The organism is Achromobacter xylosoxidans (assembly GCF_001457475.1).
GTDB classification, from domain to species: domain Bacteria; phylum Pseudomonadota; class Gammaproteobacteria; order Burkholderiales; family Burkholderiaceae_B; genus Achromobacter; species Achromobacter xylosoxidans.
Genome location: NZ_LN831029.1, coordinates 5,802,238 through 5,829,218 on the forward strand (window position 1 = coordinate 5,802,238; position 26,981 = coordinate 5,829,218).

The window sequence follows — 26,981 nt, forward strand, 5'->3', positions numbered from 1 at the left end:
ATGACCCAATCTTCCACCCGCGCCAGCGTCGTCGCCGGCAAGGCCACGCCGCGCGGCAAGTATCCCCACATCAAGCGCGCCGGCGACTTCCTGTTCGTCTCCGGCACCAGCTCGCGCCTGCCCGACAACCGCATCGCCGGCGCCGAGGTCGACGCGATGGGCACCGCCACGCTCGACATCCGCGTGCAGACGCGCGCGGTGATCGAGAACATCCGCGACATCCTGGCCAGCGCCGGCGCCAGCCTGGCGGACGTGGTCGAGATCAGTACTTTCCTGGTCAACATGAACGACTTCGGTGGCTACAATCAGGTCTACGGCGAGTTCTTCGACGCCGATGGACCGGCACGCACCACCGTGGCGGTGCATCAGTTGCCGCACCCGCAATTGCTGATTGAGATCAAGGCGGTGGCGTACAAGCCGCAGGCGCGCTGAGCGGCGCGCGCGGCGATGGCGCCCGACCGCCTTGCGGCTTTTCCTTCGGAACAGGATCGCCGCCCCGGCCGCCGCGCCGGGACGGCCGCGCGCATGTCGAACTTCCGCATCACGCCCAACGCGCTCAGCCACAAACTCAAGCTGCACCAGCTGCAGATCTTCGAGCGCGTGCTGGCGCGCCGCTCGCTATCGCGCGCCGCCAGCGAAATGCACCTGACCCAGCCCACCGTCACCAAGGCCATCCACGACCTGGAGGCCTTCTTCGGCGCGACACTGTTCGAGCGCTCCAATCGCGGCGTCACGCCGACCGAGCTGGCGCTGGTGCTGGGCCGCCGCGTGCACGCCATGATGGCCGAGATCCGCTACATGGCCGACGACATCGACGCGGTGCTGGGCGGCGCCAGCGGCCACGTGGTGGTGGGCACGCTGATCGCGGCCTCGGCCAAGCTGCTGCCCGAGGCCATCGCGCGGCTGATGACCGAGCACCCCGGCATCCAGGTCACCGTGCGCGAGGGGCCGTCGGCGCAGTTGCTGCCGGCGCTGGCCACGGGCGACGTCGACATCGTGGTGGGCCGGCTGCCGGGCGCCGACATGGCATCGATCTCGGGCGTGGCCGTCGATCATCATCAGCTGTACCGCGAAGACCTGTGCCTGGTGGCCGGCGCGCGCCATCCGCTCGCGGGCGCGGCGCGCGTGACGCTGGCCGAGCTGGCCGACCACATCTGGATCCTGCCCGCGCCCACCTCGCCGCTGCGCGCCTCGATCGAGCGCAGCTTCTTCGATGCCGGCGTGCGGCTGCCCACGCGCCACGTCGAGTCGCTGTCGCTGCTGACCAATATCGGCATCCTGATGCACAGCGACGCGCTGGCGCTGATGCCCTACGACGCCGCGGCCCAGTTCCTGGCCATGGGCGTGCTGACGCGCCTGCCCACCGACGCCTTCGGCGCGTTCGGCGACGTCGGCTATTCGATCCGCGCCGACCGGCCGCTGACGCCGGCCTGCCTGCGCCTGGTCGACTACCTGAAGCAGATCGCGGCGCAGCGCCCCGCCAGCGCCTGAGCGCCGGCCACCGCATCCGGGATATCCCGTTCAGGGAAACCCCGCGATAGATACCCCGCATATCCAACCGCGCAATTTCTATTGTGCCGCGGCCCCTTCCCCCGCCTAGACTTGCCTTCAGCGAAGTCCGCAAGCGCCTCCCGGAGACCGTCATGCCCGCCTATGGCCCGCCCCTGAATTTCCAGCGTTGGATCCAGGACCATGCCCACCTGCTGCAACCGCCGGTGGGCAACCAGCAGATCTGGCAGGACGCCGATTTCATCGTCACCGTGGTCGGCGGCCCCAACCTGCGCACCGACTACCACGACGATCCGCTGGAAGAGTTCTTCTACCAGGTACGCGGCAACGCCTGGCTGTCGCTGTGGATCGACGGGAAGCCCGAACGGGTCGACCTGAAGGAAGGCGACATCTTCCTGTTGCCGCCGCACGTGCGCCATTCGCCGCAGCGCCCCGAGACCGGCAGCGCCTGTCTGGTGATCGAGCGCCAGCGCCCACAGGGGCTGCTGGACGGCTTCGAATGGTATTGCCCGCATTGCGGCCACCTGGTGCACCGCGTCGAGGTGCAGCTCAAAAGCATCGTGACCGACCTGCCGCCGCTGTTCCAGGCCTTCTATGCCAGCGAGGAAAAGCGCACCTGCCCCGGCTGCGGCGCGCTCCACCCCGGCAAGGCGCAAGCCTCCGCCGCGCAGCCGTCGCCCGCCTGACGCCCTCCCCAACCCGCCGCAACTTTCTTTCCATGACCTTGAAAATCGATATGCACGCGCACTTCTTCCCGCCCATCACGCGGCAGGAAGCAGCGGCGCTGGACCCGGTGGACGCGCCCTGGCTGCGGCGCGACGGCGATGGCTCGACCGGCCAGATCATGGCCGGCGACCGCCCCTTCCGCCCGGTCGATGCCACGTTGTGGGACCCGGCCCTGCGCGTCGAACAGATGGACCGCCACGGCGTCGACCTGCAGATCCTGTGCGCCACGCCGGTGATGTTCGGCTACAGCTATCCCGCGCGGGCCGCGGCCGACTGGGCCGCGCGCATGAACGACCTGGCGCTGGAGCACTGCGCCTTCGCGCCCGACCGCCTCAAGGCCTTGGCGCAGGTGCCGCTGCAGGACCTGGAGCTAGCCTGCCGCGAGGCCTCGCGGGCCCGCGCCGCCGGTCACCTGGGCGTGCAGATCGGCAACCACGTCGGCCCGCGCGACCTGGACGACGACACGCTGGTGCGGTTCCTGGTGCATTGCGCCGACGAAGGCATCCCGGTGCTGGTGCACCCTTGGGACATGATGACCGACGGCCGCATGAAGCGCTGGATGCTGCCGTGGCTGGTCGCCATGCCCGCCGAAACCCAGCTGGGCATCCTGTCGCTGATCCTGTCGGGCGCGTTCGAGCGCATTCCGCGCAGCCTGAAATTGTGCTTCGCCCACGGCGGCGGCAGCTTCGCCTTCCTGCTGGGACGCGTGGACAACGCCTGGCGCCACCGCGACATCGTGCGCCAGGACTGTCCGCAACTGCCCTCGTCGTACACCGACCGCTTCTACGTCGACAGCGCCGTGTTCGATCCGCGCTCGCTGCGGCTGTTGATCGACGTGATGGGCGAGGACCGCGTGCTGCTGGGCTCCGATTATCCGTACCCGCTGGGCGAACAGGAGGTCGGCCGGCTGGTGTCGAATTCCGACCTGCTGCCCGCGGTGCAGCACAAGATCCTGGCGGCCAACACGCAGACGTTCTTCGGGCTGGATCGCTGAGCCGCCCGCCAACCATGACCGTGACACACGGCAACGCAAGGGGATTCACCATGAAACGCATCCATCTGCTGGCCGCCGCGGCGGCCGTGGCCCTGGCTCCCGGGGCCGCCGCCTGGGCCGACGTCAAGATCGGCCTGCTGACCACGTTGACCGGCCCGGGCTCGGTGCTGGGGCAGGACCAGCTCGACGGCTTCATGCTGGCCGTGGAACAGGGCGGCGGCAAGCTCGGCGGCGTGCCAGTGCAGGTCATCAAGGAAGACGACCAGTTCAAGCCCGAGATCGGCGTGCAGGCCGCGCGCAAGTTGGTGCAGAGCGACAAGGTGCCGATCATCACCGGCATCGTGTATTCGAACGTGATGCTGGCCGTGGCGCGGCCGGTGACGGGCGCCGGCGTGTTCCTGGTGGGCTCGAATGCCGGCCCCACCAACCTGGCCGGCAAGGACTGTTCGCCGTTCTTTTTCTCGACCTCGTGGAACAACACCCAGCGCCACGAAGGCAGCGGCGAGATGGCCAACCAGATGGGCTTCCGGAAGGTCTACCTGCTGGCGCCCAACTACCAGGCCGGCAAGGACGCCATGGCCGGCTTCAAGCGCTTCTTCAAGGGCGAGGTGGTCAACGAGGTCTTCACCCAGGTCAACCAGCCCGACTACTCGGTCGAGCTGGCGGCGCTGGCCGACGCCAGGCCCGATGCCGCCTATGTGTTCTTTCCCGGCGGCATGGGCGTGAACTTCATCAAGCAATACCGCCAGGCCGGCCTGTTCGACAAGATCCCGCTGCTGTCGGTCGACACCATCGACGGCGCCACCCTGCCCGCGCTGCAGAAGGACGCGCTCGGCGCGGTCACCAACGTGCCGTACTCGCCCGACCTGGACAACGCCGCCAACAAGGCCTTCGCCGCCGCCTTCCGCCAGAAGTACGGCCGCGAGCCGTCCAGCTATGCAGCCCAGTCGTGGGACGCGGCGCAACTGATCGGCTCGGCGCTCAAGCGCACCGGCGGCAAGACCGACGACAAGGAAGCCTTGCGCAAGGCGCTGGAGGCGGCCGACTTCGCATCGGTGCGCGGCGAGTTCCGCTACCAACCCAACCATTTCCCGGTGGCCGGCTTCTTCCGCGCCGACGTGGCGGCGGGCGCGGACGGCAAGGTCGGTTTCGTCAACAAGGGCCCGATCTTCGCCGACCTGTCCAAGGTTTCGGACCAGTATGCCGCCCAGTGCGCCATGAAATGACGCCGGCCTGCCGGGCAAGAACGAGGTAAGGCGCCATGTCCGCGACATTGCTGCTGGTGCAGGCCCTGAACGGCCTGCAACTGGGTATCCTGCTTTTCCTGCTGGCCGCCGGCCTGACGCTGGTGTTCGGCATCATGAACTTCATCAACCTGGCGCACGGCTCGCTGTACATGATGGGCGCGTTCATCGCGGCCACCGTGTTCCGCCACAGCGGCTCATTCCTGCTGGCGGCCGCCGCGGTGGTGGCGGGCATGGCGCTGCTGGGCCTGCTGCTGGACCGCATCGCGCTGGCGCGGCTGTATCCGCGCGAGCACCTGGACCAGGTGCTCGCCACCTTCGGTTTCATCCTGTTCTTCAACGAGCTGACCCGCATCATCTGGGGCCCGGCGCCCCTCAGCATGGGCCTGCCGTCGTGGCTGTCGGGCACCATCGACCTGCTGGGCGTCACCTACCCGCTGTACCGCTTTCTCATCATCGTGGCGGGGCTGGCGGTGGCGGCGGGCTGCTACGCGCTGATCCACTGCACGCGGCTGGGCATGCTGATACGCGCCGGCTCCACCGACCGCATGATGGTGGGCGCGCTGGGCGTGAACATCGCGCGCCTGAACACGCTGCTGTTCGTGCTGGGCGCGGTGCTGGCCGGCGTGGCCGGGTTGATGGCCGGGCCGATCCTGTCGGCGCAGACTGGCATGGGCGAACCGATCCTGATCCTGACGCTGGTGGTCATCGTCATCGGCGGCATCGGCTCGGTGCGCGGCGCCTTCCTGGCGGCGCTGATGGTGGGGCTGGTGGACACGCTGGGCCGGGCGCTGCTGCCCGCCCTGCTGCGCGCCGCGCTGCCGCCGGCCGCCGCCAACGCGGCCGGTCCGGCGATCGCCTCGATGCTGATCTACATCGTCATGGCGCTGGTGCTGGCGCTGCGGCCGCAGGGCCTGTTTCCCGTGCGGCACGGCTAGCGCCCAAGGAGGCCAACACATGCTTCGACTCTCTCCCCGCGCGTTCGCCGCCGGCGCGCTGCTGCTGCTCCTGGCGCTGGTGCCGCTGTATGCGCAATGGCAGGGCGAACCCTTCCTGCTGGCGCTGTTCGGCCGCGTGCTGGTGTACGGCATCGCCGCGCTGGCGCTGAACCTGCTGCTGGGCTACGGCGGCATGGTCAGCTTCGGCCACGCGCTGTACCTGGGCCTGGGGGCCTATGCGGTCGGCGTGCTGAACCACTACGGCATCGAGAACGGCTGGCTGCACCTGCTGGCCGCGTTGGGCGCCTGCGCGGCCGTCGGCCTGGTGAGCGGCTACGTGGTCATGCGCACGTCCGGCATCGCCTTCATCATGATCACGCTGGCGTTCGCGCAGATGTTCTATTTCCTGGCCACCGGGCTGGAAGGTTTCGGCGGCGACGACGGCATGTCGCTGTTCGCCGGCAGCGACTTCGGCCTGTTCCGGCTGGATACGCCGCTGGCGCTGTACTACACCGCGTTCGGCGTGCTGCTGCTGGCGCTGGCCGCGCTGCGCCGCCTGGTGCAGGCGCCGTTCGGCATGGTCCTGCGCGGCTGCCAGGCCAACGAGCGGCGCATGCGCGCGCTGGGCTTCGCGACGCTGCGCTATCGCCTGGCGGCCTACGTGCTGTCGGCGATGGTATGCGGCGTGGCGGGCGTGCTGCTGGCCAACCTGACGCTGTACGTATCGCCTTCGTACCTGGCCTGGACCACCTCCGGCGAACTGATCGTGATGGTGGCGCTGGGCGGACTGGGCACGGTGGTCGGCCCGGTCGCCGGGGCGCTGGCCTTCCTGCTGCTGGAGGAAGGGCTGAAGCTGCTGACCGACCATTGGATGCTGGTAATGGGCCTGCTGATCGTAGGCGTGGTGCTGGTGTCGCGCCGCGGCCTGTATGGCGGCCTGTCGGACAAGCCGTTGCGCCTGGGCGCCGCGCGCGCCCTGCCCCATCCCACCGGAGAACCGCGATGAGCGCGCTGCGCGTCGAACACCTGGTCAAGCGCTACGGCGGCCTGACCGTCACCGACGACCTGTCGCTGGACGTACGGCCGGGCGAGCTGCATGCCGTGATCGGCCCCAACGGCGCCGGCAAGACCACGCTGATCGGCCAGTTGAGCGGCGAGCTGCGGCCCGACGGCGGCCGCGTGCTGCTCGACGGCGAGGACGTGACGCGCCTGCCGGTAGAACGGCGCGTGCGCCGGGGGTTGGCGCGTTCGTACCAGATCACCTCGGTGTTCAAGCCGTTCACCGCGCTGGAGAACGTGGCCATGGCGGTGCAGGCGCGGCGCGGCCACAGCTTCCGCTTCTGGCGGCCGGTGCTGTCGACCCCGGCGCTGCGCGAGCCGGCGCGCGAGGCGCTGGCGCAGGCCGGGCTCGACGGCCGCGCCGACACACCCGCCGCCGCCCTGGCGCATGGCGAGCTGCGGCAACTGGAGCTGGCCATGGTGCTGGCCTGCCAGCCCACCCTGCTGCTGCTGGACGAACCCATGGCCGGCATGAGCCAGCACGAATCCGAGGCCATGACGCGCCTGCTGCAACGGCTGCGCGGGCACTACACCATCCTGCTGGTGGAGCACGACATGCAGGCGGTGTTCGCACTGTCCGACCGCATCACGGTGCTGGTGTACGGCCGCGCCCTGGCCTGCGGCGATGCCGACCAGATCCGCAACGATCCGCAGGTGCGCGAATGCTATCTGGGCAGCGAACGCGGCCACGCCGGCCGCCGCGCGCAGGGAGCGCCGGCATGAGCGCGCTGCTGTCGCTGCGCGGCGTGACCGCGCACTACGGCGCCAGCCAGGCGCTCTTCGGCATCGACCTGGATATCGCCGCGGGCGAGTTCGTGACGCTGCTGGGCCGCAACGGCATGGGCAAGTCGACCACGGTCAAGGCCATCATGGGCCTGAACCGCGCCAGCCGGGGCGCCATCACGTTCGGCGGACGCGACGTCGCCGCCCTGCCGGCCTACAAGGTGGCGCAATGCGGCATCGGCCTGGTGCCCGAGGGCCGGCACGTGTTCCTCAACCTGTCGGTGCGCGAGAACCTGGTGGCCACCGCGCACAATCGCCAGGGTCTGGCGCAGCCCTGGACGCTGGAACGCGTCTACGCGCTGTTCCCGCGGCTGGCCGAACGCGCGCGCCACCTGGGCAGCCACCTGTCGGGCGGCGAGCAGCAGATGCTGGCCATCGGCCGCGCGCTGCTGACGAATCCGCGCCTGCTGATCCTGGACGAGGCCACCGAGGGGCTGGCGCCGGTGGTGCGCGAAGAGATCTGGCAGGCGCTGGAAAGCCTCAAGCGCACCGGGCTGGCGGTACTGTGCATCGACAAGAACCTGGAGCCGCTGCTGGCCACGGCCGATCGCCACGCCATCATCGAGAAAGGCCGGGTGGCCTGGAGCGGCACGTCCCAGGCCTTCATCGACGACGAAGCGCGCCTGCTGCAATACCTGGGCGTGTAGCGCGGCGGCCGGGGCCGTCGCGCCGCCGGCTCATATGCCGACGCCGGCCGCTTCCCGCGAGCGTGGCGCGGCCTCGGCGCCAGCGCCCGCGGCCATCTCTGCCGCTGGCGCGGCATCGGCCGGATCGGAAGGCGCGGGGTCGCGCGCCACCGCTTCCAGCGCATGCAGCGCCCCGTGTTCGCGCAGGATTTCCAGCTGCGCGGCTAGCGCGTTGACGAACACGGGCTTGTCGCCCAGGTCGCCGAACACCGGCCGATAGCCCGCCAGCACCAGGGCGCGGCGATACGCGGCCTGCTTGGGCGCAGCCGCCCGCGCCGCCACATCGGCGCGCGCCAGCAGCCTGGACAACGGCGCGGCCAGCGGATCTTCGATGGGATAGCGCGCGCCGTGCTCGTCTTCGCCGCGCAGGTAGTGCAGCCAGGCCGCCACGGCGAGCGCCAGCCTGCGGATGTCGTCACCGCCGCGCAGGCGGTCGCGGATCGTGGCCAGCAGGCGGGGCGGCAGCTTCTGCGATCCGTCCATCGCCACCTGCCGGGTCGGATGCGGCAGCGCCGCGTTGTCGACCCGCGCCAGGAATCGCTGGCGATAGCCTTCCAGGCCCGCATCCGGGATGCCCTTGAGCGTCGGCGCGATCTCGTGGCGCATCAGGTCGTCGACGAAGCCGCGCAGCGCCGGCACCGCCGCGGCCTCGCGCATCGTGGCCGCGCCCAGCAACGTGCCCAGGTAGGCCAGCACCGAGTGCGGGCCGTTGACCATGCGCAGCTTCAGGCGCTCGTAGGGCGCGGCGTTGGCCACGAAGGTCGCGCCCGCCGCCTCCCAGGCCGGACGCCCGGCCGCGAATTTATCCTCGACCACCCAGTTCATGTAGGGCTCGCCGATCACCGGCCAGGCGTCCTCCACGCCCAGCCGCTGCGCGATGCGCGCGCGGTCGTCGTCGCGCGTGGCCGGCACGATGCGGTCCACCATGGAATTGGGGAAGGTGCAGTGCGTGTCGATCCAGCTGGTCAGGGCCACGTCCAGCCGCAGCGCGAAGGCCAGCACCAGGCTGCGCAAGGTGTCGCCGTTGGCCTGCAGGTTGTCGCAGGACAGCAGCGTCACGGGGGGCAGGCCGCGCTCGCGGCGCAGCGCCAGGCCGTGCACCAGCAGGCCGATGGCGCTGCGCGGACGGATCGGATTGTCCAGATCGTGCAGGATGTCCGGATCGTCCCAGCGCAGGTGGCCGGTGGCCGGGTCGTGGCAATAGCCCTTCTCGGTGATGGTCAGGCTGACGATGCGCGTCTGCGGATAGGCGATGCGTTCGAGCACCGCGTGGGGGTATTCCTCGGCGACCATCACGCGCTGCACCGCGCCGACCACGCGCAGTTGCTCGCGCGCCGCGCCATCCGGGCCGCTGTCACGCAGCGCCAGGGTGTAGAGGCCGTCCTGCGGCGCCAGCGCGTCGCGCGTGGCGGGGCTGCGCAGCGACACGCCGAGAATGCCCCAGGTCAGGTCCTGGCTGGCGGCCATGGCCAGGTCCGTGGCCAGCGCCTGGTGCGCGCGGTGAAAGGCGCCCAGCCCCAGATGCACGATGCCCGGCGTCAGTCGGCTGCGGTCATAGGCGGGTTTCTCCACGTCCGCGGGCAGGCGTGGCAAGGACTCCGTATTCAAGCGTTCGAGCATGGATCGCAATGTCTCATGGCGCCGTCATGCATCTGCCCCGGGACAGGCGGAAAGGCGCGTTGGTAGGGAATTGCACACGGCGGGCGGGCTCGAAGCCGACGCCGTGATGCCGCGCGTCGCCAGGGTATCGCATGGTCGTGACGAAGGCAAAAAGTAACGTAGTATTACCAGTAAAAACCCACGGATCCTTGACCCGCCTCATGCCGAATCACGCCGGCAACCCATATCTGTTAAAAAGCCGCCACACCCGGCCTTATTACGCTTCCCATGTCGACCAATCCGCACCACTCGCCCTACAAAAGCACCGGCGGCCTGCGCCGCATCCTGAATGCGCTGCGCTACTCGCTGCAGGGCCTGCAGGCCGCCATCAAGTACGAGGCCGCCTTCCGCCAGGAACTGGCGCTGGCCGTGCTGCTGATCCCGGCCGCGTTCTTTTTGGGACGCACCACCGTCGAGGTGTTCTTCCTGATCGGCACCGTGGTGCTGGTGCTGGCGGTGGAACTGCTGAATTCGGCGGTCGAAGCGCTGGCCGACGCCTTGTCTGTCGACACCCATCCCCTGCTGGGACGGGCCAAGGACCTGGGCAGCGCGGCCGTCATGCTGCTGTTGCTGTTCACCGTGGCCGTCTGGGTGGGCGTGGCGGTGAGCCGGTTCGTGATGCACTGAATTCCGGCGCCGGCTTGCCCGCCCCGGGGTCCGCGCCTCTATACTGGGAGCCATGATGCCCAACTCGACGCCAGCCCCTTCGGAACGCATCGTCATCGTCGGCGGGGGTGCCGGCGGCCTCGAACTGGCGGCCAAGCTCGGCCGCATCCACGGCCGCCAGCACATCACCCTGGTCGACAGCCGGCCGTTCCACATCTGGAAGCCGTCGCTGCACGAAGCGGCGGCCGGCACACTGGACGTCCACCAGGAAGGCCTGTCCTACCTGATGCTGGCGCACCTGAACGGCTTTTCCTTCGCCCAGGGCCGGTTGGTCGGCGTCGACCGCGAACGCCGGCTGATCAGCGTCGACGCCGTGGCCGACGCGCAAGGCCAGGAAGTGCTGCCGCGCCGCGAACTGGCCTACGACACGCTGGTGCTGGCGCTGGGCAGCACCTCCAATTTCTTCAATACCCCGGGCGCGGCCGAACACGCCGTCACGCTGGACACCACCGAGAACGCCGAGCAGTTCCGCCTGACCATGCTCAAGGCCATGGCGCTGGTCGACCAGGCCAAGGTGCGCGATCCGTCGGCGCGGCTGGACCTGGTGATCGTCGGCGGCGGCGCCACCGGCGTCGAGCTGGCGGTCGAACTGACCGAAGCCAGCCACGTCGTCAGTGCCTACGGCCTGCCGAATTTCCGCGCCGAGCGCGACCTGGCGATCACGCTGGTCGAGGGCGCGCCGCGCATCCTGTCGGCGCTGCCCGAAAAGATCTCCGCCGCCGCCACCGCGCGGCTCACCGAACTCGGCATCCGCGTCGAAACCGCGTGCCGGGTCTCGGAAGTCACCGCCGATTCCGTCAAGACCGCCGACGGCCGCGAATTCCCGGCGCGGCTGTGCATGTGGGCGGCCGGCATCAAGGGCCCGGCCCTGCTGGCCGAACTGGACCTGCCGCTGAACAAGCTGGGCCAGGTCGAGGTCAATGAACGGCTCGAAACCGCCGACCCGCACATCCTGGCGCTGGGCGACTGCTGCGCCGCGCCCTGGCGCGACGGCCGCACCGTGCCGGCGCGCGCCCAGGCCGCGCACCAGCAGGCCGACTACCTGTGCAAGAAGCTCACCGCGCGCCTGCGCCGCGCGGCCGAACCCACCGCTCCCTACGTCTACGAAGACCACGGCTCGCTGGTCTCGCTGGGCCAGGACGCCGGCGTCGGCAGCCTGATGGGCAAGCTGGCCGGACGGGGACTGTTCGTAAGCGGTACACTGGCGCGCCTGATGTACATGAGCCTGCACCTGATGCACCACAAAGCGGTGCTGGGCATCTCACGCACCGCCTCCCTGGCCCTGGCGCGCCTGCTCATGCGGCGCACGCGCCCCCGGGTCAAACTGCACTGAACTCCCCATGAATTTCCTCCAAAGACTCGAACACGCCTGGACCACCAGCAACTCGCTCCTGCAAGTCGGGCTCGACCCCGACCCGCAACGCTTCCCGCGTGAACTGCAGGGCAAGCCGGACGCGATCTTCCAGTTCTGCCGCGACATCGTCGATGCCACCGCGCCCTACGCCTGCAGCTTCAAGCCGCAGATCGCCTACTTCGCCGCGCACCGCGCCGAAGACCAGCTCGAAGCGCTGTGCCAGCACATCCGCGACCAGCACCCCGACCTGCCCATCGTGCTGGACGCCAAGCGCGGCGACATCGGCTCCACCGCCGAGAACTACGCCCGCGAAGCCTACGAGCGCTACCAGGCGCACGCGCTGACGGTCAGCCCGTACATGGGCCTGGACTCGGTCGAGCCCTACCTGGCCTGGCGCGACCGCGGCGTGATCGTGCTGTGCCGCACCTCCAACCCCGGCGGGTCGGACCTGCAGTTCCTCAAGATGGACAACGGCGAGCCCCTGTACCTGCACGTGGCGGGGCTGGTGGCCGACAAGTGGAATGCCAACGGCCAATGCGGCCTGGTGGTGGGCGCGACCTTCCCGAACGAGCTGGCCGCGGTGCGCCAGCGCATCGGCGACGCGGTGCCGCTGCTGGTGCCCGGCATCGGCGCCCAGGGCGGCGACATCACCGCCACCGTCAATGCCGGCGCCAACGCCGCGCGCAGCGGCATGATGATCAACTCGTCGCGCGCCATCATCTACGCCAGCGGCGGCGATGACTGGCGCCAGGCCGCGGGCGAGGCCGCGCGCGGCCTGCGCGACGCGATCAACGCGGTGCGCTGAGCGCCGCTCGCGGGGGCCAGGCGGCTCCCGCGGTATCCCTGGACCGCGCCATTGCGCGCGCGGTCTTCCTCAACGCCGGTTGACCGGCGCCCCCAGCAGTTCCAGCACCCCGCGCAGCGCGAATTCAACCGCCTGCTGGCGCACCTGCGCGCGATCGCCGCTGAAGACATGGGTGACGGCGCGGCTGCTGATGCCGTCGCCGACCCGCTGCGCGAAGCCGAAGCACACCATGCCCACCGGCTTGCCCGGCGTGGCGCCGCCCGGGCCGGCGATGCCGGTGGTGGACACCGCCACCTGCGCCGCCGGCGATGCCAGCAGCACACCGTTGGCCATTTCCAGCGCCACCGGCTCGCTGACCGCGCCGAAGTGATGCAGCGCATCCGGCGACACGTCCAGCTCGGCGACCTTGGCGTCGTTGCTGTAGGTGATGAAGCCGCGATCGAACCACTCGCTGGAACCGGCCACCGCCGTCACGGCGCCGGCCAGCAGGCCGCCGGTGCAGGACTCGGCGGTGCCCAGCACCAGGCCCTGGCGCCGCAGCGTGTCGCCCAGCCGCTCGGCCAGTCCATAAGCGGTGGCCTGCGCCAATTGTTCGGCCGACAGATTGGACCGGCCGCCTTCGTGTTGCTGGTTCATCCCAAGACTCCTGTGCGCACGACCAGCGCCATGATCAGCAAGGCGTATCCGGCCGCGACGATATCGTCCCACATTACCCCGAAACCGCCCTTCAGGCGGGCATCGAAGAACTTGATGGGCGGCGGCTTGACGATGTCGAACGTGCGGAACAGCACGAACGCCAGCGCCTGCGACAACCAGCCGGCCGGCGTCAGCCACAGCACCAGCCAGAACGCCACCATCTCGTCCCACACCATTCCGACATGATCGGGTTGCTGGAGTTCGCGGCCGACACGGTCGCAGGCCCAGCAGCCATACAGGAAGGCCAGCGCCAGGAAGATGCCGATGGCCAGGTCGGACGCGGCCGGCGCGGCCGCGACCCAGATCAGCCAGGCCAGCAACGTGCCCCAGGTGCCCGAGGCGGGCCGGATCAGGCCGCTGCCCAGGCCGAAGGCGATCAGCCGGCCCGGATCGCGGCAGACCCAGGACAGCGAGGGATAGACGGCCCGCGAGCGTTCGCGCATGGAGGGAGAGCGGGGAGAGAAGGACGACATGGATGTGGGCCCGTCAATGGCAGGGAAAATGGCAACGGAAATGGCGGTCTTGTCGGGCGCTGCCCGTGGCAGCGATTGTGCCAGGGTTTGGCGGCGCGCCTGGCAAGGCAGGCGCCCCCCTCAAGCCGCGGGGAAATGGTCGAAGCCGGCGGGCAGCCGGGCCAGCGCTTGCCCGCCGGCATCCAGCACCGCCAGCCCCGGCCGGGCCGAAACGCTGCCCACCCGGGTCGCGCGCGCGCCCGCCGCCTGCGCGGCGGCCCGCACGGCGTCGCGGCGAGCGGCCGGCGCGGTAAAGCAAAGCTGGTAGACGTCGCCGCCGCCCAGCACGGCGCGGCGCGCCTGGTCGGCGGGCATGCCGGCCAGCGCGGCGGCCGCGGGCATGCGGTCTTCGTGCAGCACCGCGCCCACCCGGCTGGCCGTAAGGATATGGCCCAGGTCCTGCAGCAAACCGTCGGAAATATCGATGGCGGCGTGCGCGATGCCGCGCAACGCCAGCCCCAGCGCCACCTGCGGTTCGGGCCATTCCAGCGCGCCGCGGGTCGCGGCCAGCCGCGCCGCGTCGGCCGGGTACTGCCCGTCGAGCAGGCGATAGGCCACATCGGCCGCGCCCAGTTCGCCGGACACCCAGATGTCGTCGTCCGCCCGCGCGCCATCGCGGCGCAACGCGGCGCCGGCCGGCACGGCGCCGAACACGGTCACGCTGATGGCCAGGTCATGGGCGCTGCGGGTGGTGTCGCCGCCGATCAACGGGCAGCCATGGGCCGCCGCCAGCGCATGGAACCCGTCGGCAAAGGCCGCCAGCCACGGCTCGTCCAGCCGCGGCAACGCCAGCCCCAGCACGCAACCGATGGGCCGCGCTCCCATGGCGGCCAGGTCCGACAGGTTCACCGCCAGGGCCTTGTGCCCCAGCGCCTTCGGATCGACATCGGGAAAGAAATGCCGGCCTTCCAGCAGCAGATCGGTGCTGGTGGCCACCTGTTCGCCGGGCGGCACCGGAAACAACGCGCAGTCATCGCCCACGCCCAACAACCCCGCCGGCGCGGCGCGCGTGAAATAGCGCGCGATCAGATCGAATTCGGACGCCACGACAACTCCGCAGTCCGGCGCAATGCGCCGGTATTGACTCCCACACCGGAGCCACGCTCCAAGGGAAGGATCGCCCCAAAGAGAGGCCCGCACCAAAGGAACGGAAAGGTAGCTCCGAAAGAAAGGAGACCGATCCAAAAAAATGTGCCTCCCCAGACCCGGGCCGCGCGGATCCGGCTCCGCCGGTCCGCAGCGGCGCCCCCCTGGGGGGGAAGCGCGCAGCGCTCCGGGGGGGGTATCTACTTCTTCATTTCGTGCGAGCGCACGTCCGCCGCGAGCTTGTCGAGCACACCATTGACGAACTTGAAGCCATCCGTGCCGCCGAACGACTTGGCCAGTTCCACGGCCTCGTTGATGGCGACCTTGTACGGCACTTCGACATGATGGATCAGTTCGAAGCTGCCGATCAGCAGGATGCCGTGCTCGACCGGCGACAGCTCGGCCAGCGGGCGGTCGACGTAGGGCGTGAAACGCTCGCGCAGCGCGGGCGCTTCGCGCAGGACGCCATGCAGCAAGGTCTTGAACCACTGCGCGTCGGCCTCGGAGAATTCCTCGGTGTCGCGCAGGTGGGCATCGATCTCGCCGGCGTCCTGCGTGCCTTCGCCGCCGCGCAGCAGCCACGCGTACACGCCCTGCAGCGCGAATTCGCGCGCACGGCGGCGCGCGCTGCGGGCATTGGCGCGGGCTTGCGCCGCGCTATCAGCGCTGGTCGTCGTCTTCTTCGTCGTCAAAATCTTCGTCCTCGTCTTCGTCGTCTTCGTCTTCTTCCTCGGGCTCCAGGGCCGCCACCAGGTTGGCCATTTCGACGGCCACCTGGGCGCAGTCGCGGCCCTTGCCGGCGGCGCGGGCCTGTGCCTGCTCGTCGGTGTCCACGGTCAGCACGCCGTTGGCGACCGGGATGCCGGTCTCGAGGGAGATGCGGGTGATGGCAGTGGCCATTTCATTGCTGACCACTTCAAAGTGATAGGTCTCGCCGCGGATGACCGCGCCCAGCGCGATGAGGGCGTCGAACTCGAAGGTCTCGGCCATGTGCGACAGGGCCACGCCCAGTTCCAGGGCGCCCGGCACGGTGGCGACCATCACGTCGCGCTCGTCCACGCCGAGTTCAGCCAGTTCCTTCAGGCACGCTTCGAGTTCGGCCTGGCCGATCTCTTCATTGAAACGGGCGCGAACGATGCCGATGTGCAGCCCTTCGCCGTTCAGGTCGGGGGTGAGGATGTAAGGGTTCATGTGTCGGCCTTCAGTGTGTTGCGGGAGAGTTCGGAGGGTCGCAATCGTAACCCGTAATGGTGAGCGAGAAGCCCGCCATGCTGGGCATCTTGCGCGGCCGGGCCAGCAGCTTCATCTGGCCCACGTTCAGGTCACGCAGAATCTGGGCGCCGATGCCGTAGGTGCGCAGGCCGAAACGGTCGGCGTTGGCGGGGTTGGCATTGGCCTTGGGGTCGTTCCAGCCGGCGATCTGGGCGAACAGGTGTTCGGTGGAGGACTGGCAGTTCATCAGCACCAGCACGCCGGCCGGCGCCTGTGAAATGGCCTGCAGGGCCTGCGCCACGCCCCAGCTGTGCGGGCTGGCGCCGGTATCCAGCACGTCCAGCACCGAGGCCGGTTCATGCACGCGCACCAGGGTCTCGACCTCTGGCGCCACGGTACCATGCACCAGCGCCAGGTGGGCCGAGCCGGTGGCGGCGTCTTCGTAGGCCACGGCCTCGAAGGTGCCCCAGGCGGTCTGCATGCTGCGCTTGCCGACGCGCTTGACGATGGATTCGTGCTCGCTGCGGTATTGGATCAGGTCGGCGATGGTGCCGATCTTCAGGTTGTGCTCGCGGGCGAACTCGACCAGGTCGGGCAGGCGCGCCATGGTGCCGTCCGGCTTGAGGATTTCGCAGATCACCGCGGCCGGGGTCAGGCCGGCCATGGCGGTCAGGTCACAGCCGGCCTCGGTGTGGCCGGCGCGCACCAGCACGCCGCCGGGCACGGCGCGCACCGGAAAGATATGGCCGGGCTGGACCAGGTCGGACGGTTTGGCGTCGCGCGCCACCGCCACCTGGATGGTGCGGGCGCGGTCGGCGGCCGAAATGCCGGTCTCGACGCCTTCGGCGGCCTCGATCGACTGGGTGAAATTGGTGCCGTATCGCGTGCCGTTGCGGGCCGCCATCAGCGGCAGGTCCAGCTGGCGGCAGCGTTCTTCGGTCAGGGTCAGGCACACCAGGCCGCGGCCGTGGGTCACCATGAAGTTGATGGCCTCGGGCGTGACGAATTCGGCGGCCATGACGAGGTCGCCTTCATTTTCGCGGTCTTCTTCGTCAACCAGGATGACGATGCGGCCGGCGCGCAGCTCGGCGATGATCTCGGCGACCGAGGCAATATCGAAGGATTCCGGCTCGGAGCCGGGCAACGGGGACAACTGGACGGACATGGCGGGCACGCAAACCAGGCGGGAAAGCCCGGATTTTACCGCCCCCGGCGCCATATCCCCTACCGGGTCGCGCCGCCCCCGCCCAAACAGGGCCATCCGGTTAAACTTTCGGCCGGAGAACACCCCATAAAACCAAGGAAAAACGCCATGCAAGCCCTTGCGGCCATGCCTTTGACCGTCGCGGCGGGGATCCGCGTCGTGCTCACCGACATCGACGACACCCTGACCACCGAAGGCCGGTTGCCCGCCGACGCCTACGCCGCCCTGGAACGCCTGGAACAGGCCGGCATCCAGGTGGTGCCGATCACCGGCCGCCCGGCCGGCTGGTGCGACCACATCGCCCGCATGTGGCCGGTGCGCGCAGTGGTCGGCGAGAACGGCGCGTTCTATTACGCTTACGACCGCCAGGCGCGCCGCATGGTCACGCACTACTGGACCGACGCGGCTTCGCGCCAGGCCAGCCGCAAGCAGCTGGACGCGATCCGCGACCGGGTGCTGGCCGAGGTGCCCGGCGCCGCCGTGGCCAGCGACCAGGACTACCGCGTGGCCGACCTGGCCATCGACTTCTGCGAAGACGTGCCGCCCCTGCCCGAGGCCGATATCGGCCGCATCGTGCGCATCTTCGAAGACGCCGGCGCCCAGGCCAAGGTCAGCTCGATCCACGTCAACGGCTGGTTCGGCGACTACGACAAGCTGACCATGACGCGCACCCTGTTCCAGCGCGAATTCGGCATCGACGTGGCCGGCGTGCTCGACAGCACGCTGTTCATCGGCGACTCGCCCAACGACGAGCCCATGTTCGCCTACTTCCCGGTCTCGGTCGGCGTGGCCAACATCCAGTCGCAGTTGCACCGCCTGACGCACCGCCCCGCCTACGTGGCCGCGTTCCATGGCGGCGCCGGCTTCACCGAGATGGCCGACCGCCTGCTGGCCGCCCGCGCCGTCACCGCCTGAGGCACGCACCGTGGCCACCGCCAAACCTTCCGCCCCCGCCGCCAACGACGGCCGCCGCAGCATCCAGTCCATCGAGGTCGGCGTGCCGCTGCTGGCCGCGCTGGTCGACGCCGGCAAGCCGCTGACCCTGCGCGACCTGGCCGCCGGCGCCGGCATGACCTCGGCCAAGGCCCACCCCTACCTGGTCAGCTTCATCCGCGTCGGCCTGGTGCAGCAGGACAGCATCACCGGCCAGTACGAGCTGGGGCCGTTCGCGCTGCAGATGGGCCTGGTCAGCCTGCAACGGCTGGATCCGGTGCGCATCGCCATGCCCGAGATCGCCAAGCTGCAATCCGAGATCGGCCACACGCTGGGGATCGCGGTGCTGGGCTCGCACGGCCCCACCATGATCCACATGACCGAGGCCAGCTACCCGGTGCACGTGAACATGCGCAAGGGCACCGTGATGTCCATGCTGCACACCGCCACCGGCCTGGTGTTCGCGGCCTGGCTGCCGCCCAAGGTCAGCGAGCACTACATCGCCCGCGAGGAAGGCGATACGGCGGTGATCTCCAGCGTGTCGCCGCCGCGCAAGGTCAGCCGCGCCAACATCGAGGCGCAACTGGCCGACATCCGCGTGCACGGCATGGCCCGCGCCCTGGGCAACCCGCTGCCGGGCGTGGACGCCCTGTCGGTGCCGGTCTTCGACAACACCGGCAACATCGTGCTGGCGCTGACCAGCCTGGGCCCCACCGGCCTGTTCGACGTATCCTGGGACGGCGCCATCGCCCGTCCGCTGCTGGCCTGCGCGCACGAGATCTCGCGCAAGCTGGGCTACCGCGCCTGACCTTCTCCCCTGTCGCCTGACCCGCAAGCCGCGCGACGGATCTCACGATCCGATCGCGTGGCCGCCGTGCCGTTCGCGCAAAAACGAACTCAAAGCGAACAAAACGAACAAAACACGAAAAGAAACACAGGGACTTTCCCGAGTGTGCCTCCCGCGCTTGTATGTTTGAATTCAGTTACCAGTCATATTCAAACCTATAACAGGAGACATACGATGCGCGCCTTGCGTCTACTGCAAGCGGCCTCGCTGGCCGCGCTCGCGTTCGGGGCATCCGCCGCCCACGCCGCCGACACCTGCTCGAACCGGGGCGACCTGGACCAGAACTACTGCGACGCCAACAAGGACCTGGTGGCCGACACGCCCACCGATCCGGCCAAGCTCAAGACGCCGTCGACCCTGGTGTTCACCTACACCCCGGTGGAAGACCCGGCGGTTTATGAAGACATCTTCAAGCCGTTCACCAAGCACCTGTCCGAATGCACCGGCAAGCGCGTGGTGTTCTACCAGGTGCAGAGCAACGCCGCCGAGATCGAGGCCATGCGCTCGGGCCGCCTGCACGTGGGCGGTTTCTCCACCGGCCCCACCGCCTTCGCCGTGAACATCGCCGGCGCGGTGCCGTTCGCCGTCAAGGGCTACGCCGATGGCTTCCAGGGCTACAACCTGATCGTCATCGTCAAGAAGGACAGCCCGTACCAGAAGCTCACCGACCTCAAGGGCAAGAAGCTGGCGCACACCGCACCGTCGTCGAACTCCGGCCACATGGCGCCCGTGGCGCTGTTTCCCAAGGAAGGCCTGACGCCCGACAAGGACTACAAGGTGGTGTTCTCGGGCAAGCACGACCAGTCCGTCATGGGCGTCAATTCCGGCGACTACGACGCCGCCGCCGTGGCGTCGGACGTGTTCAAGCGCATGGTCGAGCGCGGCCAGGTCAAGGAAGCCGACTTCCGCGTCATCTACAAGAGCGAGAAATTCCCGACCTCGTCGTTCGCCTACGCGCACGACCTGGAGCCGAAGTTCCGCGACCAGATGCTCAAGTGCTTCTACGACTACCGCTTCCCGGCCGAGATGTCCAAGGCCTTCGACGGCGCCGACCGCTTCTACCCGGTGACCTACCAGAAGGACTGGGCCATCGTGCGCCAGGTCGCCGAATCCGGAGGCGAAAGCTTCAACCGCGCCGCCTACGACCGCGAATCCGCCAAGAGCAAGAAGTAACCAGCATGACGACGTCGCTACGCATTTCCGGCCTGGTCAAGGAATACCGGGCCGGCCGGCCGGTATTGAACGGCATCGACCTGCAGATCGCGGGACGCGGCCTGACGGCCATCATCGGCCCGTCAGGCACCGGCAAGAGCACGCTCCTGCGCTGCATCAACCGGCTGATCGAGCCGACCCGCGGCGAGATCGTGCTCGAAGCCGGCGACGGCGCGGTCGACCTGGCCCGGGTGCGTGGCGCGTCGCTGCGGCGCGCGCGCCGGCGCATCGGCATGGTGTTCCAGGAATACAACCTGGTCGAACGCCTGACCGTGATGGAAAACCTGCTGACCGGACGGCTGGGCTACACCGGCGCCTTCAAGGCCTGGACCCGCCGCTTCGAGGCCGACGACATCGAGCACGCCTACCAGCTGCTCGATACCGTCGGCCTGGCGGGCTTCGCCGACCAGCGCGCCGACGCCCTGTCGGGCGGCCAGCGCCAGCGCGTGGGCATCGCCCGCGCGCTGATGCAGCGTCCGCAGTTGCTGCTGGCCGATGAGCCGACCTCGTCGCTCGACCCCAAGACCTCGGTCGAGATCATGGAGCTGCTGGCGGCGCAGGGCGACGCTAGCGGCATCCCCGTCATCGTCAACATCCACGACGTCGAACTGGCGCGACGCTACGCCGGCCGCATCGTCGGCATGTCGGGCGGCCACGTGGTCTATGACGGCGACGGCCATGGCCTGGACGCCGCCATGCTCAAGACCATCTACGGAGGCGAGTCTTGGCTGGCGTAATGACTCCTCGTCCGTCCCACCCGCGTCCCTTCGCGCTGTCCGGCCGCGCCAAGGCCGGCGTGCTGCTGCTGGTGCTGTACACAATCTACGCGGCCGCGCAGCTGGACTTCAGCTGGGCCCGCTTCGAAAGCGGCATGGGCCATGCGTCGACCTTCCTGGCGCGCATGTTCCCGCCCAATTTCGAGAAGCCCGCCACGCTGTGGAAGGGCATCGCCGAAAGCCTGGAGATCGCGGTGCTGGCCTCGGTGCTGGGCATCCTGTTCGCGCTGCCCGTGGGCCTCTTGGGCGCGCGCAACCTGATGCCGGCCTGGGTCTCGTGGCCGGCCCGCTCGATCGTCGCGCTGTGCCGCGCGCTGCATCCGGTGATCGTCGCGATCCTGTTCGTCAAGGCCGTGGGCTTTGGCGCGCTGGCCGGCATCCTGGCGCTGACGGTGGCCTCGATCGGCTTCATCGGCAAGCTGTTCACCGAAGCCATCGAGGAAATCTCGCTCAAGCAGGTCGAGGCGGTGCGCGCCACCGGCGCCTCGTTCGCCAACGTGCTGGCCTTCGGCGTGCTGCCGCAGGTGTTCGCGCGCTTCATCGGCTTTGCCACCTACCAGTTCGACTCGAACCTGCGCAACTCCACCATGGTCGGCATCGTCGGCGCCGGCGGCGTGGGCGGCACGCTGTTCTCGGCCTTCCAGCGCTTTGACTACGACTTCGTCAGCGCCATCCTGCTGACGCTCATCGCCATCATCATGCTGGGCGAGATCCTGGCGGGCTTCGTGCGCGCCGTTTTCCTGGACAACCTGGGCTTTGACCGCATCCTGCAGGGCCGCTTCGCCGGCGCGCGCGGCATCGGTTCGAGCGCGTCGAAGGCGGCCTACCAGGCCGCGCGCAAGGCGGAGGCGGACCAATGAACACGCACGCCCCCACCTTGCCCGCCAACCACGCGCCGCGCGTCTGGCACCGCTACAGCCTGGGCCAGCGGCTGCTGCGCTTCGCTCTCTACCTGCTGCTGGTCGCCGCCATCGTGCAGGCCATCCGAGGCGTCGAAGTGATTCCGGAGTTCCTGTACGACGCGCCCGAGCAGATGGCCGACCTGTTCCAGCGCATGTGGCCGGTGGACTGGGCCCACTATCGCGGCGGCGTGCACGAGGCGCTGATCGAGACCCTGCACATCGCCACGCTCGGCACCATCCTGTCGGTGATCATGGCGGTGCCGGTGGGCCTGCTGGCGGCCAACAACCTCACGCCCAGCAAGACCATCAACATGCTCGCGCGCCTGATCCTGGTGTCAAGCCGCTCGGTCAATTCGCTGGTGTGGGCGCTGCTGTTCATCGCCATCTTCGGCCCCGGCGCGCTGGCCGGCACGCTGGCCATCGCGTTCCGCTCCATCGGCTTCGTCGGCAAGCTGGTGGGCGAAGCCATCGAAGAAGCGCAGCGCGGCCCGATCGAGGCGGTCACCGCCACCGGCGCCAGCAAGGCATCGGTGATCTGGTACGCCTACTGGCCGCAGATCCGTCCGGCGTTCTGGTCCATCGTGCTGCTGCGCTGGGACATCAACGTGCGCGAATCGGCGGTGCTCGGCCTGGTCGGCGCCGGCGGCATCGGCATGGCGCTGGACACCGCCCTCAACCTGTTCCAGTGGGACCGCGTGGCGCTGGTGCTGGTCGCCATCTTCGTGGTGGTGGTGCTGGCCGAAATCCTCATCACCCAGGCGCGCAAACGCATTCTCTGAAGCATTGCGCGCGCACGCCAAGAACGTTCCTTTGCGCCGCCCGGCAACGGGCGGTTTTTTTTGCCCGCGTGGGAACGCCGCAAGGGCGCGGGCCAGAGGCGACGGGTAAAAGGCGACGGATGAGAGGCGGCCGGCAAGCCGCGACCCGCCCGCGCGGCAAGCGTCAGAAGCGGATCGCGAGATTGGCCCGCACGCCATGGTCCCGCGCCGCGCCGGCAAGCTGCCCCTGGTAGGCCAGGCCAAGGACGGTCCTGGGCGTGACCTGCAGATCCAGGCCCGCCTCGATCACCGCGCTGTCACGGGCGATGGCCACGCCCGCCACCGTGAACGCGTCGCCGGCCGAGAAAGCCTGCGTCGCCACCGGCTTGATGTCGCCCAGCGCGTGGCGCCAGCCGAGCGAACCGCGCGCCATGGCCTGCGCGCGACCCAGTTCGAAACCGGACGCGGCCCGCAGGCCCAGCGTGGTGAAGGTGGTCTCGGTGGTCTGGCCGCTGGCGTGCAGCGCGGCGGCGCCGCCGCTTTCTCGATAGCCGTCGGTGCGCAGGTTGACATAGGCCAGGTTGGCGAACGGTTCGAGCGCCACGGCCGCCGCCTCGATGCGGTACCCCAGGTCGATGAAGGCCTGCGCGGTGCGGCCGTCGTAGCCGGCCTTGAGGCGGTCGGCGAAGCCGGGCATGGCGACCGAGCGGCGCGTGGCGATGTCGTGCCAGCTGTAGGCCAGGCCGCCACGCAGGCCCAGCGCGCCCCATTGGCCGCCGCCGTAGGCGCCCAGGTGGTAGTTGTCGCTGTGCCCGGACGAGGCGCGATCGTTGGCGTCGAAATCGCTGCGGCTGTAGCCGGCCATCAGGCCGAGCCGCCAGGCATCGGCAACCGGCGCGTCGACCCCCATCAGGAAGCCGCCGGTCGAACTCTTGACACCCGCGGCATTGCCGTCGCCATCGATCCGGCTCCAGTTGCCCATGCCCTGGATCCAGCTGGCGGGCCCGCCGAGTCTGGCCGGCGCCAGCGGCGCGGCGCCGCCGAGCGCGGCCAGCAACGGCGCGGATCGCGCGCCGGCCGCGCCCGCCGCCGCGCGCAGGCGGTCGCTCATGGCGTCGCGCAGATAGCGGCTGTCCTGCAGCAGCACGGTCTTGGCCGAGGCGTGCATCTCGCCGGACAACCGATCGAAGCCGGCTTGCAACGCGCCCGCATCGTCCGGCAGGCGCACGATGGCGTCATAGAGCCCGTGTCCGCCGGCCAGGCCGATGCTGTCGATGGCCGTGGCCGTGGCGCGCTGGTTGCGCGTCGCGCCCTTTGACGCCATGCGGGTCTCGTTGCGCGACAGGTTCAGCGACACGCGGCCCGCGCCGTAGTCATACGCCAGGCTGGGCGTGAGGAAAGCGAAGTCGGACGACACGTTATCGAAGCGGCCGGACAGCGCGCCGTCCACCTCCATGATCGTGTAGCTGGCGCGCAGGCCATAGTTGCCGTTGGCGCCGATGTGCACCACCGAACCGCCATTGAGCGTGGCGTTGCCGGTGACGTGGACGCGGTCCGCGCTGCTGCCCGCGGGGTCGGCCTCGACCAGGTAGCGCCCGCCCGGCTGCACCACCAGGTCGCCATCGATGGTGAGCATGCCGATCGAATTGCCGGGCGACAGCGCGCCCCCGGCGGCCACGGTGATGGTCGACCCGGCGCCCGCGCCGAGGGTGCCATTGCCCCCCAGCACGCCGCCATCGGCCACCGTGAACGAACCGCCCAGCCGGCCGTTGACCGCCACCCGGCCGCCGTTGACGAGCGTGCGCCCGCTGAAGCCGGAACTGTCGCCCTTCAGGTCGAGGACGCCCTCGCCGGCCTTGATCAGGTCGCCGCTGCCCGCCAACAAACCGGTCAGGCCCAGCGTGGTGTTGGCGGCCACGTCAAAACCGCCCGACTGCGTCACGGTGATGGCGCGCGCCGTGTCGAACGACGCCGTGGTCGCCAGCATGCCGCCGCCCTCGAGCGCCAGGCCGCCGGCGGCCGCGCCGAGATTGGCGTCGCGCTCGACCTCCAGCGTGCCGCCCGTGATGCGCGTGCCGCCGCTGTAGGTGTTGGCGCCGCCCAGCGCCAGCGTGCCGGCGCCGGCCTTGGTCAGCGTCCTGCCGTTCCAGCCGCTCGCCGCGTTGGCGGCCTGGTCGGCCAGCGCCGCACCGACCGTGAAGCGATCCGAAGCGTTGGCCAGCGTGAACGTGCCGTGCGCCAGACTGTTGCCGGCGGTCCAGGTCAGGCCATAGCGGGCCAGGTACTGGCGGTTGTCCGGCGACTTGCGCGTATTGACGCTCAGGTAGTCCACCGCGCCGGCGGCGCCGCCGGCGCTGATCCGGGCGAAGTCGCCGCTGATGCCGTTGGTGGTGTCGATCAGCAGGACCTCCGCCGGACTGGTGCTGTAGATGCCGCCCAGCCGGAAGCTCACATCGGCCCCGAGCGTCACCGTGTCGGCGCGCAGCGCCGCGCCGCGCGTACCGGCCGTGAGATCCAGAATGGTGTGGTCGGCCATGCCGACGTTGCCCGCCACCCCCAGCGAGGCGGTCCCCTGCACCGCCAGCGTGCTGCCCGTGCCCGACACCCGCAGGTCGCCGGCCAGGCGGTTGGCGGCGCCGGTCGTCGCATCGCCATACTGCAGCGTCCCGCCCGTCACTTCGGCCGCGCCCCCCAGCTGGTTCAGCACCACCAGCCTGCCGCCCGACACCGCGGTCTTGCCCAGGAACGCGCCATTGTCGCCTGTCAGGCGGGTGGTGCCGGCGATCTGGTTCAGGCCGTGGGAGCCATTGCCCACGCTGGCGAGCCGCGTCGCGAATGCGTAGGCCGTGTCGCTATGATTGAAATTCACGGTGGCGTTGCCGGCGCCGAACAGGATATCGCCGGCGTTGAGCGTGCCCGCGCCCACGGCTGCCTGCCCCACCGGCGCGCCAATGTTGATCGTGCCGGAGGTCCGGTAGAACAGGAGCGAATCCTTCGCCAGCGAGACGCTCCCCGCGTTGCTGGCGCCGACGTTGACAACCCCGCCTTGCGCGATCGTCAGGCTGCCCGCGCCCGTCCCCACGCCGAATCCCAGCGTCATTGCGCCGCTGTTGTTCCAGGTGGAACCGGCGCCGCGGACGATGACATTGCCGCTGCCGCTCATGCTGCCCACGAAACTGTCGACGTTCGAGACGGTACCTGCCCCCTCGACCATCAGCGTGCCCTGGCCGTCGACATCGCCCACCCTGAGCTCGCGGGCGTTGGCCCAGGTCGAGCCGCGCCCCGACACCAGGACGGTGCCATTGCCATTCTGGAGACGGCCGATGACGCCATCGACGCTGCTCACGTAGCCCCCCGCCAGGATCGTTACCGCGCCGCGCCCGCCTTCCGACCCCACCAGCAGGGCCGCGCGATTGACCCAGCGCGACCCAGCATCGGAAATCGCCACGCTCGCCGTGTCGTTGCGCTGGGCGTCGACCGTGGCGAACTGGTTCGAGACCGTGCCGCTGTTGAAGATGCTCAGCTCGCCCGGCCCGCCACCGCCGACGAACAGGTTATCCGTCAGGGCCCAGGTCGAACCGGGATTGAACACGCTGACCCGGGCCGTGGCGCCCGGAACCACGCCGGCATCGATCCGCCCCTGCGCGGTGCCCAGGATGTTGAGGACCACAAGGGATCCGCCCGAGACCGTCGTGTTGCCGGCGAAGCGCGAATTGTCGCCCTGCAATTGCGTGGAGCCCGCGTAATGATTGAGCTCGTGCCGGCCCGCGCCCAAGCTGTTCAGCGCGGGCGTGAAGATCACGGGCCCGACCGAATTGAAGTTGAGCGCGCCGGCGCCGGCGCCAAAACGGATCTCCGACGCATCCACCCAGCCGGCGGTATCGGTGGCCACGCTGCCGGGCGCGGAGCCGATGTTGATGACGCCGGCAGCGCCGGGGTTGCGGCCCAGCTCGACCCGCCCCAGGCCATTCGTACCCACCGAGACCGCGCCGGAGTTGGCCAACGTCAGCGTGCCGTTGCCGCTGGCGCCGATGACCAGGCTGCCATTCATGACCCAGGACGCGCCCAGGCCCGAGACCTTCGCCGTCCCCACCCCGCCCGTCGTCAGCCCCAGCCAGCCGCTGGCGCTGCGCACGGGCGTCCCCGGGGGGGCGATCTGCAACGAACCGGACGCGGTATCGCCGACGACGAGGTCATTGGCATCGCCCCAGTTCACCACAGGCGTCACGTCACCCGTCACCGCCGCGCCGGCCAACGCCTGTGACACCGGCGTGCCGCAGGCCACCGTCAATGCGGCCGCCAGCGCCAAGCGCCTTGCCCGGCCCTTGCCCCGCCCGCGGGCATGCTCGCTGGCGACCTGCCACTGGCCCGTGCCCCGGTTCAGGACGATGCGATAGGTGCGATTCATGGGGCCTCTCTT

26 protein-coding genes and 1 pseudogene are annotated in these 26,981 nt (G+C 69.7%); 19 read left to right on the forward strand and 8 right to left on the reverse strand.

Going from position 1 to position 26,981, the window contains the following annotated elements; genetic code table 11:
* The 10 genes and pseudogenes from AT699_RS26225 to AT699_RS26265 all read left to right on the forward strand — a co-directional run bounded on the left by AT699_RS26225 (window position 1) and on the right by AT699_RS26265 (window position 7,900).
* Window positions 1-432 carry a RidA family protein gene (locus tag AT699_RS26225; RefSeq protein WP_006385972.1) on the forward strand — a complete coding sequence of 144 codons (432 nt, stop codon included), beginning with the start codon at window positions 1-3 and terminating at the stop codon, window positions 430-432.
* Between the two features lie 15 nt (window positions 433-447).
* Window positions 448-1,491, forward strand: a complete 1,044-nt coding sequence (locus AT699_RS26230; protein WP_006385971.1) for a LysR substrate-binding domain-containing protein — start codon at window positions 448-450, stop codon at window positions 1,489-1,491.
* A 152-nt stretch (window positions 1,492-1,643) separates the two neighbouring features.
* Window positions 1,644-2,195, forward strand: coding sequence for a 3-hydroxyanthranilate 3,4-dioxygenase (locus AT699_RS26235; protein WP_020926369.1), 552 nt, complete (start codon window positions 1,644-1,646; stop codon window positions 2,193-2,195).
* A gap of 32 nt (window positions 2,196-2,227) precedes the next feature.
* Window positions 2,228-3,229 carry an amidohydrolase family protein gene (locus AT699_RS26240; protein ID WP_024070371.1) on the forward strand — a complete coding sequence of 334 codons (1,002 nt, stop codon included), beginning with the start codon at window positions 2,228-2,230 and terminating at the stop codon, window positions 3,227-3,229.
* Between the two features lie 50 nt (window positions 3,230-3,279).
* Window positions 3,280-4,455 (forward strand): ABC transporter substrate-binding protein, encoded by a 1,176-nt coding sequence (locus tag AT699_RS26245; RefSeq protein WP_024070372.1) that lies wholly within the window; start codon window positions 3,280-3,282, stop codon window positions 4,453-4,455.
* A gap of 35 nt (window positions 4,456-4,490) precedes the next feature.
* Window positions 4,491-5,411, forward strand: a complete 921-nt coding sequence (locus tag AT699_RS26250; protein WP_024070373.1) for a branched-chain amino acid ABC transporter permease — start codon at window positions 4,491-4,493, stop codon at window positions 5,409-5,411.
* A gap of 19 nt (window positions 5,412-5,430) precedes the next feature.
* Window positions 5,431-6,417, forward strand: coding sequence for a branched-chain amino acid ABC transporter permease (locus AT699_RS26255; RefSeq protein ID WP_006385966.1), 987 nt, complete (start codon window positions 5,431-5,433; stop codon window positions 6,415-6,417).
* 62 nt (window positions 6,418-6,479) lie between these two features.
* Window positions 6,480-6,878, forward strand: a pseudogene (locus AT699_RS32505) (ATP-binding cassette domain-containing protein); the annotation flags it as partial.
* A gap of 147 nt (window positions 6,879-7,025) precedes the next feature.
* Complete coding sequence (locus tag AT699_RS32510; RefSeq protein WP_369817049.1) at window positions 7,026-7,193, forward strand: ABC transporter ATP-binding protein C-terminal domain-containing protein; 168 nt, start codon at window positions 7,026-7,028, stop codon at window positions 7,191-7,193.
* A complete protein-coding gene (locus AT699_RS26265; protein ID WP_024070374.1) occupies window positions 7,190-7,900 on the forward strand; it encodes an ABC transporter ATP-binding protein in 711 nt (236 codons plus the stop codon). Before AT699_RS32510 ends, AT699_RS26265 begins: the two co-directional genes overlap by 4 nt.
* Window positions 7,901-7,930: 30 nt before the next feature.
* Here AT699_RS26265 and AT699_RS26270 read toward each other — a convergent pair whose 3' ends face one another.
* A complete protein-coding gene (locus tag AT699_RS26270) occupies window positions 7,931-9,559 on the reverse strand; it encodes a mannitol dehydrogenase family protein (RefSeq protein ID WP_024070375.1) in 1,629 nt (542 codons plus the stop codon).
* Between the two features lie 267 nt (window positions 9,560-9,826).
* Between AT699_RS26270 and AT699_RS26275 the strand changes: the two genes are divergently transcribed.
* Genes AT699_RS26275 through pyrF form a run of 3 tightly spaced genes read left to right on the forward strand, consistent with a single transcriptional unit; the run spans window position 9,827 to window position 12,423 of the window.
* On the forward strand, window positions 9,827-10,225 hold the full coding sequence (locus AT699_RS26275) for a diacylglycerol kinase (protein WP_006385962.1): 399 nt from the start codon (window positions 9,827-9,829) through the stop codon (window positions 10,223-10,225).
* A gap of 52 nt (window positions 10,226-10,277) precedes the next feature.
* A complete protein-coding gene (locus AT699_RS26280) occupies window positions 10,278-11,597 on the forward strand; it encodes an NAD(P)/FAD-dependent oxidoreductase (protein ID WP_058207487.1) in 1,320 nt (439 codons plus the stop codon).
* A gap of 7 nt (window positions 11,598-11,604) precedes the next feature.
* A complete protein-coding gene (gene pyrF / locus AT699_RS26285; RefSeq protein WP_006385960.1) occupies window positions 11,605-12,423 on the forward strand; it encodes an orotidine-5'-phosphate decarboxylase in 819 nt (272 codons plus the stop codon).
* 69 nt (window positions 12,424-12,492) lie between these two features.
* On the opposite strand, the gene AT699_RS26290 is transcribed toward pyrF, so the two are convergent.
* From AT699_RS26290 to ribBA, 6 genes are all read right to left on the reverse strand, one after another.
* Complete coding sequence (locus AT699_RS26290; RefSeq protein ID WP_006385959.1) at window positions 12,493-13,059, reverse strand: CinA family protein; 567 nt, start codon at window positions 13,057-13,059, stop codon at window positions 12,493-12,495.
* The gene (locus tag AT699_RS26295) at window positions 13,056-13,562 is read right to left on the reverse strand and encodes a phosphatidylglycerophosphatase A family protein (protein WP_006385958.1); all 507 of its coding nucleotides are present in this window, start codon (window positions 13,560-13,562) and stop codon (window positions 13,056-13,058) included. The genes AT699_RS26290 and AT699_RS26295 overlap by 4 nt, the downstream gene beginning before the upstream one ends.
* Before the next feature lie 150 nt (window positions 13,563-13,712).
* Window positions 13,713-14,678 carry a thiamine-phosphate kinase gene (gene thiL / locus AT699_RS26300; protein ID WP_024070377.1) on the reverse strand — a complete coding sequence of 322 codons (966 nt, stop codon included), beginning with the start codon at window positions 14,676-14,678 and terminating at the stop codon, window positions 13,713-13,715.
* A gap of 239 nt (window positions 14,679-14,917) precedes the next feature.
* Window positions 14,918-15,409, reverse strand: coding sequence for a transcription antitermination factor NusB (nusB, locus tag AT699_RS26305; RefSeq protein ID WP_006385956.1), 492 nt, complete (start codon window positions 15,407-15,409; stop codon window positions 14,918-14,920).
* Window positions 15,378-15,908, reverse strand: coding sequence for a 6,7-dimethyl-8-ribityllumazine synthase (ribH, locus tag AT699_RS26310; protein WP_006391339.1), 531 nt, complete (start codon window positions 15,906-15,908; stop codon window positions 15,378-15,380). The genes nusB and ribH overlap by 32 nt, the downstream gene beginning before the upstream one ends.
* 10 nt (window positions 15,909-15,918) lie before the next feature.
* On the reverse strand, window positions 15,919-17,094 hold the full coding sequence (ribBA, locus tag AT699_RS26315; protein ID WP_006385954.1) for a bifunctional 3,4-dihydroxy-2-butanone-4-phosphate synthase/GTP cyclohydrolase II: 1,176 nt from the start codon (window positions 17,092-17,094) through the stop codon (window positions 15,919-15,921).
* Between the two features lie 147 nt (window positions 17,095-17,241).
* Between ribBA and AT699_RS26320 the strand changes: the two genes are divergently transcribed.
* From AT699_RS26320 to phnE (AT699_RS26345), 6 genes are all read left to right on the forward strand, one after another.
* Entirely contained in the window at window positions 17,242-18,048 is an 807-nt protein-coding gene (locus AT699_RS26320) for an HAD-IIB family hydrolase (protein WP_006385953.1), read from the forward strand.
* A 10-nt stretch (window positions 18,049-18,058) separates the two neighbouring features.
* Window positions 18,059-18,874: an IclR family transcriptional regulator gene (locus AT699_RS26325; protein ID WP_024070378.1), complete on the forward strand. Its 816-nt coding sequence runs from the start codon at window positions 18,059-18,061 to the stop codon at window positions 18,872-18,874.
* A 213-nt stretch (window positions 18,875-19,087) separates the two neighbouring features.
* Window positions 19,088-20,086, forward strand: a complete 999-nt coding sequence (gene phnD, locus AT699_RS26330; RefSeq protein WP_006385951.1) for a phosphate/phosphite/phosphonate ABC transporter substrate-binding protein — start codon at window positions 19,088-19,090, stop codon at window positions 20,084-20,086.
* A gap of 5 nt (window positions 20,087-20,091) precedes the next feature.
* On the forward strand, window positions 20,092-20,862 hold the full coding sequence (gene phnC, locus AT699_RS26335; RefSeq protein ID WP_024070379.1) for a phosphonate ABC transporter ATP-binding protein: 771 nt from the start codon (window positions 20,092-20,094) through the stop codon (window positions 20,860-20,862).
* Window positions 20,862-21,761, forward strand: coding sequence for a phosphonate ABC transporter, permease protein PhnE (gene phnE / locus AT699_RS26340; RefSeq protein ID WP_049054605.1), 900 nt, complete (start codon window positions 20,862-20,864; stop codon window positions 21,759-21,761). The genes phnC and phnE (AT699_RS26340) overlap by 1 nt, the downstream gene beginning before the upstream one ends.
* Window positions 21,758-22,582 (forward strand): phosphonate ABC transporter, permease protein PhnE, encoded by an 825-nt coding sequence (gene phnE, locus AT699_RS26345; protein WP_024070381.1) that lies wholly within the window; start codon window positions 21,758-21,760, stop codon window positions 22,580-22,582. The genes phnE (AT699_RS26340) and phnE (AT699_RS26345) overlap by 4 nt, the downstream gene beginning before the upstream one ends.
* Window positions 22,583-22,745: 163 nt before the next feature.
* Here phnE (AT699_RS26345) and AT699_RS31240 read toward each other — a convergent pair whose 3' ends face one another.
* The gene (locus AT699_RS31240) at window positions 22,746-26,969 is read right to left on the reverse strand and encodes an autotransporter domain-containing protein (RefSeq protein WP_024070382.1); all 4,224 of its coding nucleotides are present in this window, start codon (window positions 26,967-26,969) and stop codon (window positions 22,746-22,748) included.
* Window positions 26,970-26,981 lie beyond the last annotated feature (12 nt).

What these genes read in the sequence shown, in the direction of transcription:
- AT699_RS26225 (WP_006385972.1), top strand. Translation starts at nt 1, where the DNA reads ATGACCCAATCTTCCACCCGCGCCAGCGTCGTCGCCGGCAAGGCCACG.
- phnD (WP_006385951.1), top strand. Translation starts at nt 19,088, where the DNA reads ATGCGCGCCTTGCGTCTACTGCAAGCGGCCTCGCTGGCCGCGCTCGCG.
- phnC (WP_024070379.1), top strand. Translation starts at nt 20,092, where the DNA reads ATGACGACGTCGCTACGCATTTCCGGCCTGGTCAAGGAATACCGGGCC.
- AT699_RS26280 (WP_058207487.1), top strand. Translation starts at nt 10,278, where the DNA reads ATGATGCCCAACTCGACGCCAGCCCCTTCGGAACGCATCGTCATCGTC.
- AT699_RS26255 (WP_006385966.1), top strand. Translation starts at nt 5,431, where the DNA reads ATGCTTCGACTCTCTCCCCGCGCGTTCGCCGCCGGCGCGCTGCTGCTG.
- phnE (WP_049054605.1), top strand. Translation starts at nt 20,862, where the DNA reads ATGACTCCTCGTCCGTCCCACCCGCGTCCCTTCGCGCTGTCCGGCCGC.
- AT699_RS26245 (WP_024070372.1), top strand. Translation starts at nt 3,280, where the DNA reads ATGAAACGCATCCATCTGCTGGCCGCCGCGGCGGCCGTGGCCCTGGCT.
- ribBA (WP_006385954.1), bottom strand. Translation starts at nt 17,094, where the DNA reads ATGTCCGTCCAGTTGTCCCCGTTGCCCGGCTCCGAGCCGGAATCCTTC.
- phnE (WP_024070381.1), top strand. Translation starts at nt 21,758, where the DNA reads ATGAACACGCACGCCCCCACCTTGCCCGCCAACCACGCGCCGCGCGTC.
- AT699_RS26235 (WP_020926369.1), top strand. Translation starts at nt 1,644, where the DNA reads ATGCCCGCCTATGGCCCGCCCCTGAATTTCCAGCGTTGGATCCAGGAC.
- AT699_RS26290 (WP_006385959.1), bottom strand. Translation starts at nt 13,059, where the DNA reads ATGAACCAGCAACACGAAGGCGGCCGGTCCAATCTGTCGGCCGAACAA.
- AT699_RS31240 (WP_024070382.1), bottom strand. Translation starts at nt 26,969, where the DNA reads ATGAATCGCACCTATCGCATCGTCCTGAACCGGGGCACGGGCCAGTGG.
- pyrF (WP_006385960.1), top strand. Translation starts at nt 11,605, where the DNA reads ATGAATTTCCTCCAAAGACTCGAACACGCCTGGACCACCAGCAACTCG.
- AT699_RS26240 (WP_024070371.1), top strand. Translation starts at nt 2,228, where the DNA reads ATGACCTTGAAAATCGATATGCACGCGCACTTCTTCCCGCCCATCACG.
- AT699_RS32510 (WP_369817049.1), top strand. Translation starts at nt 7,026, where the DNA reads ATGCAGGCGGTGTTCGCACTGTCCGACCGCATCACGGTGCTGGTGTAC.
- AT699_RS26295 (WP_006385958.1), bottom strand. Translation starts at nt 13,562, where the DNA reads ATGCGCGAACGCTCGCGGGCCGTCTATCCCTCGCTGTCCTGGGTCTGC.
- AT699_RS26230 (WP_006385971.1), top strand. Translation starts at nt 448, where the DNA reads ATGGCGCCCGACCGCCTTGCGGCTTTTCCTTCGGAACAGGATCGCCGC.
- AT699_RS26320 (WP_006385953.1), top strand. Translation starts at nt 17,242, where the DNA reads ATGCAAGCCCTTGCGGCCATGCCTTTGACCGTCGCGGCGGGGATCCGC.
- ribH (WP_006391339.1), bottom strand. Translation starts at nt 15,908, where the DNA reads ATGAACCCTTACATCCTCACCCCCGACCTGAACGGCGAAGGGCTGCAC.
- AT699_RS26265 (WP_024070374.1), top strand. Translation starts at nt 7,190, where the DNA reads ATGAGCGCGCTGCTGTCGCTGCGCGGCGTGACCGCGCACTACGGCGCC.
- AT699_RS26270 (WP_024070375.1), bottom strand. Translation starts at nt 9,559, where the DNA reads ATGCTCGAACGCTTGAATACGGAGTCCTTGCCACGCCTGCCCGCGGAC.
- AT699_RS26250 (WP_024070373.1), top strand. Translation starts at nt 4,491, where the DNA reads ATGTCCGCGACATTGCTGCTGGTGCAGGCCCTGAACGGCCTGCAACTG.
- AT699_RS26275 (WP_006385962.1), top strand. Translation starts at nt 9,827, where the DNA reads ATGTCGACCAATCCGCACCACTCGCCCTACAAAAGCACCGGCGGCCTG.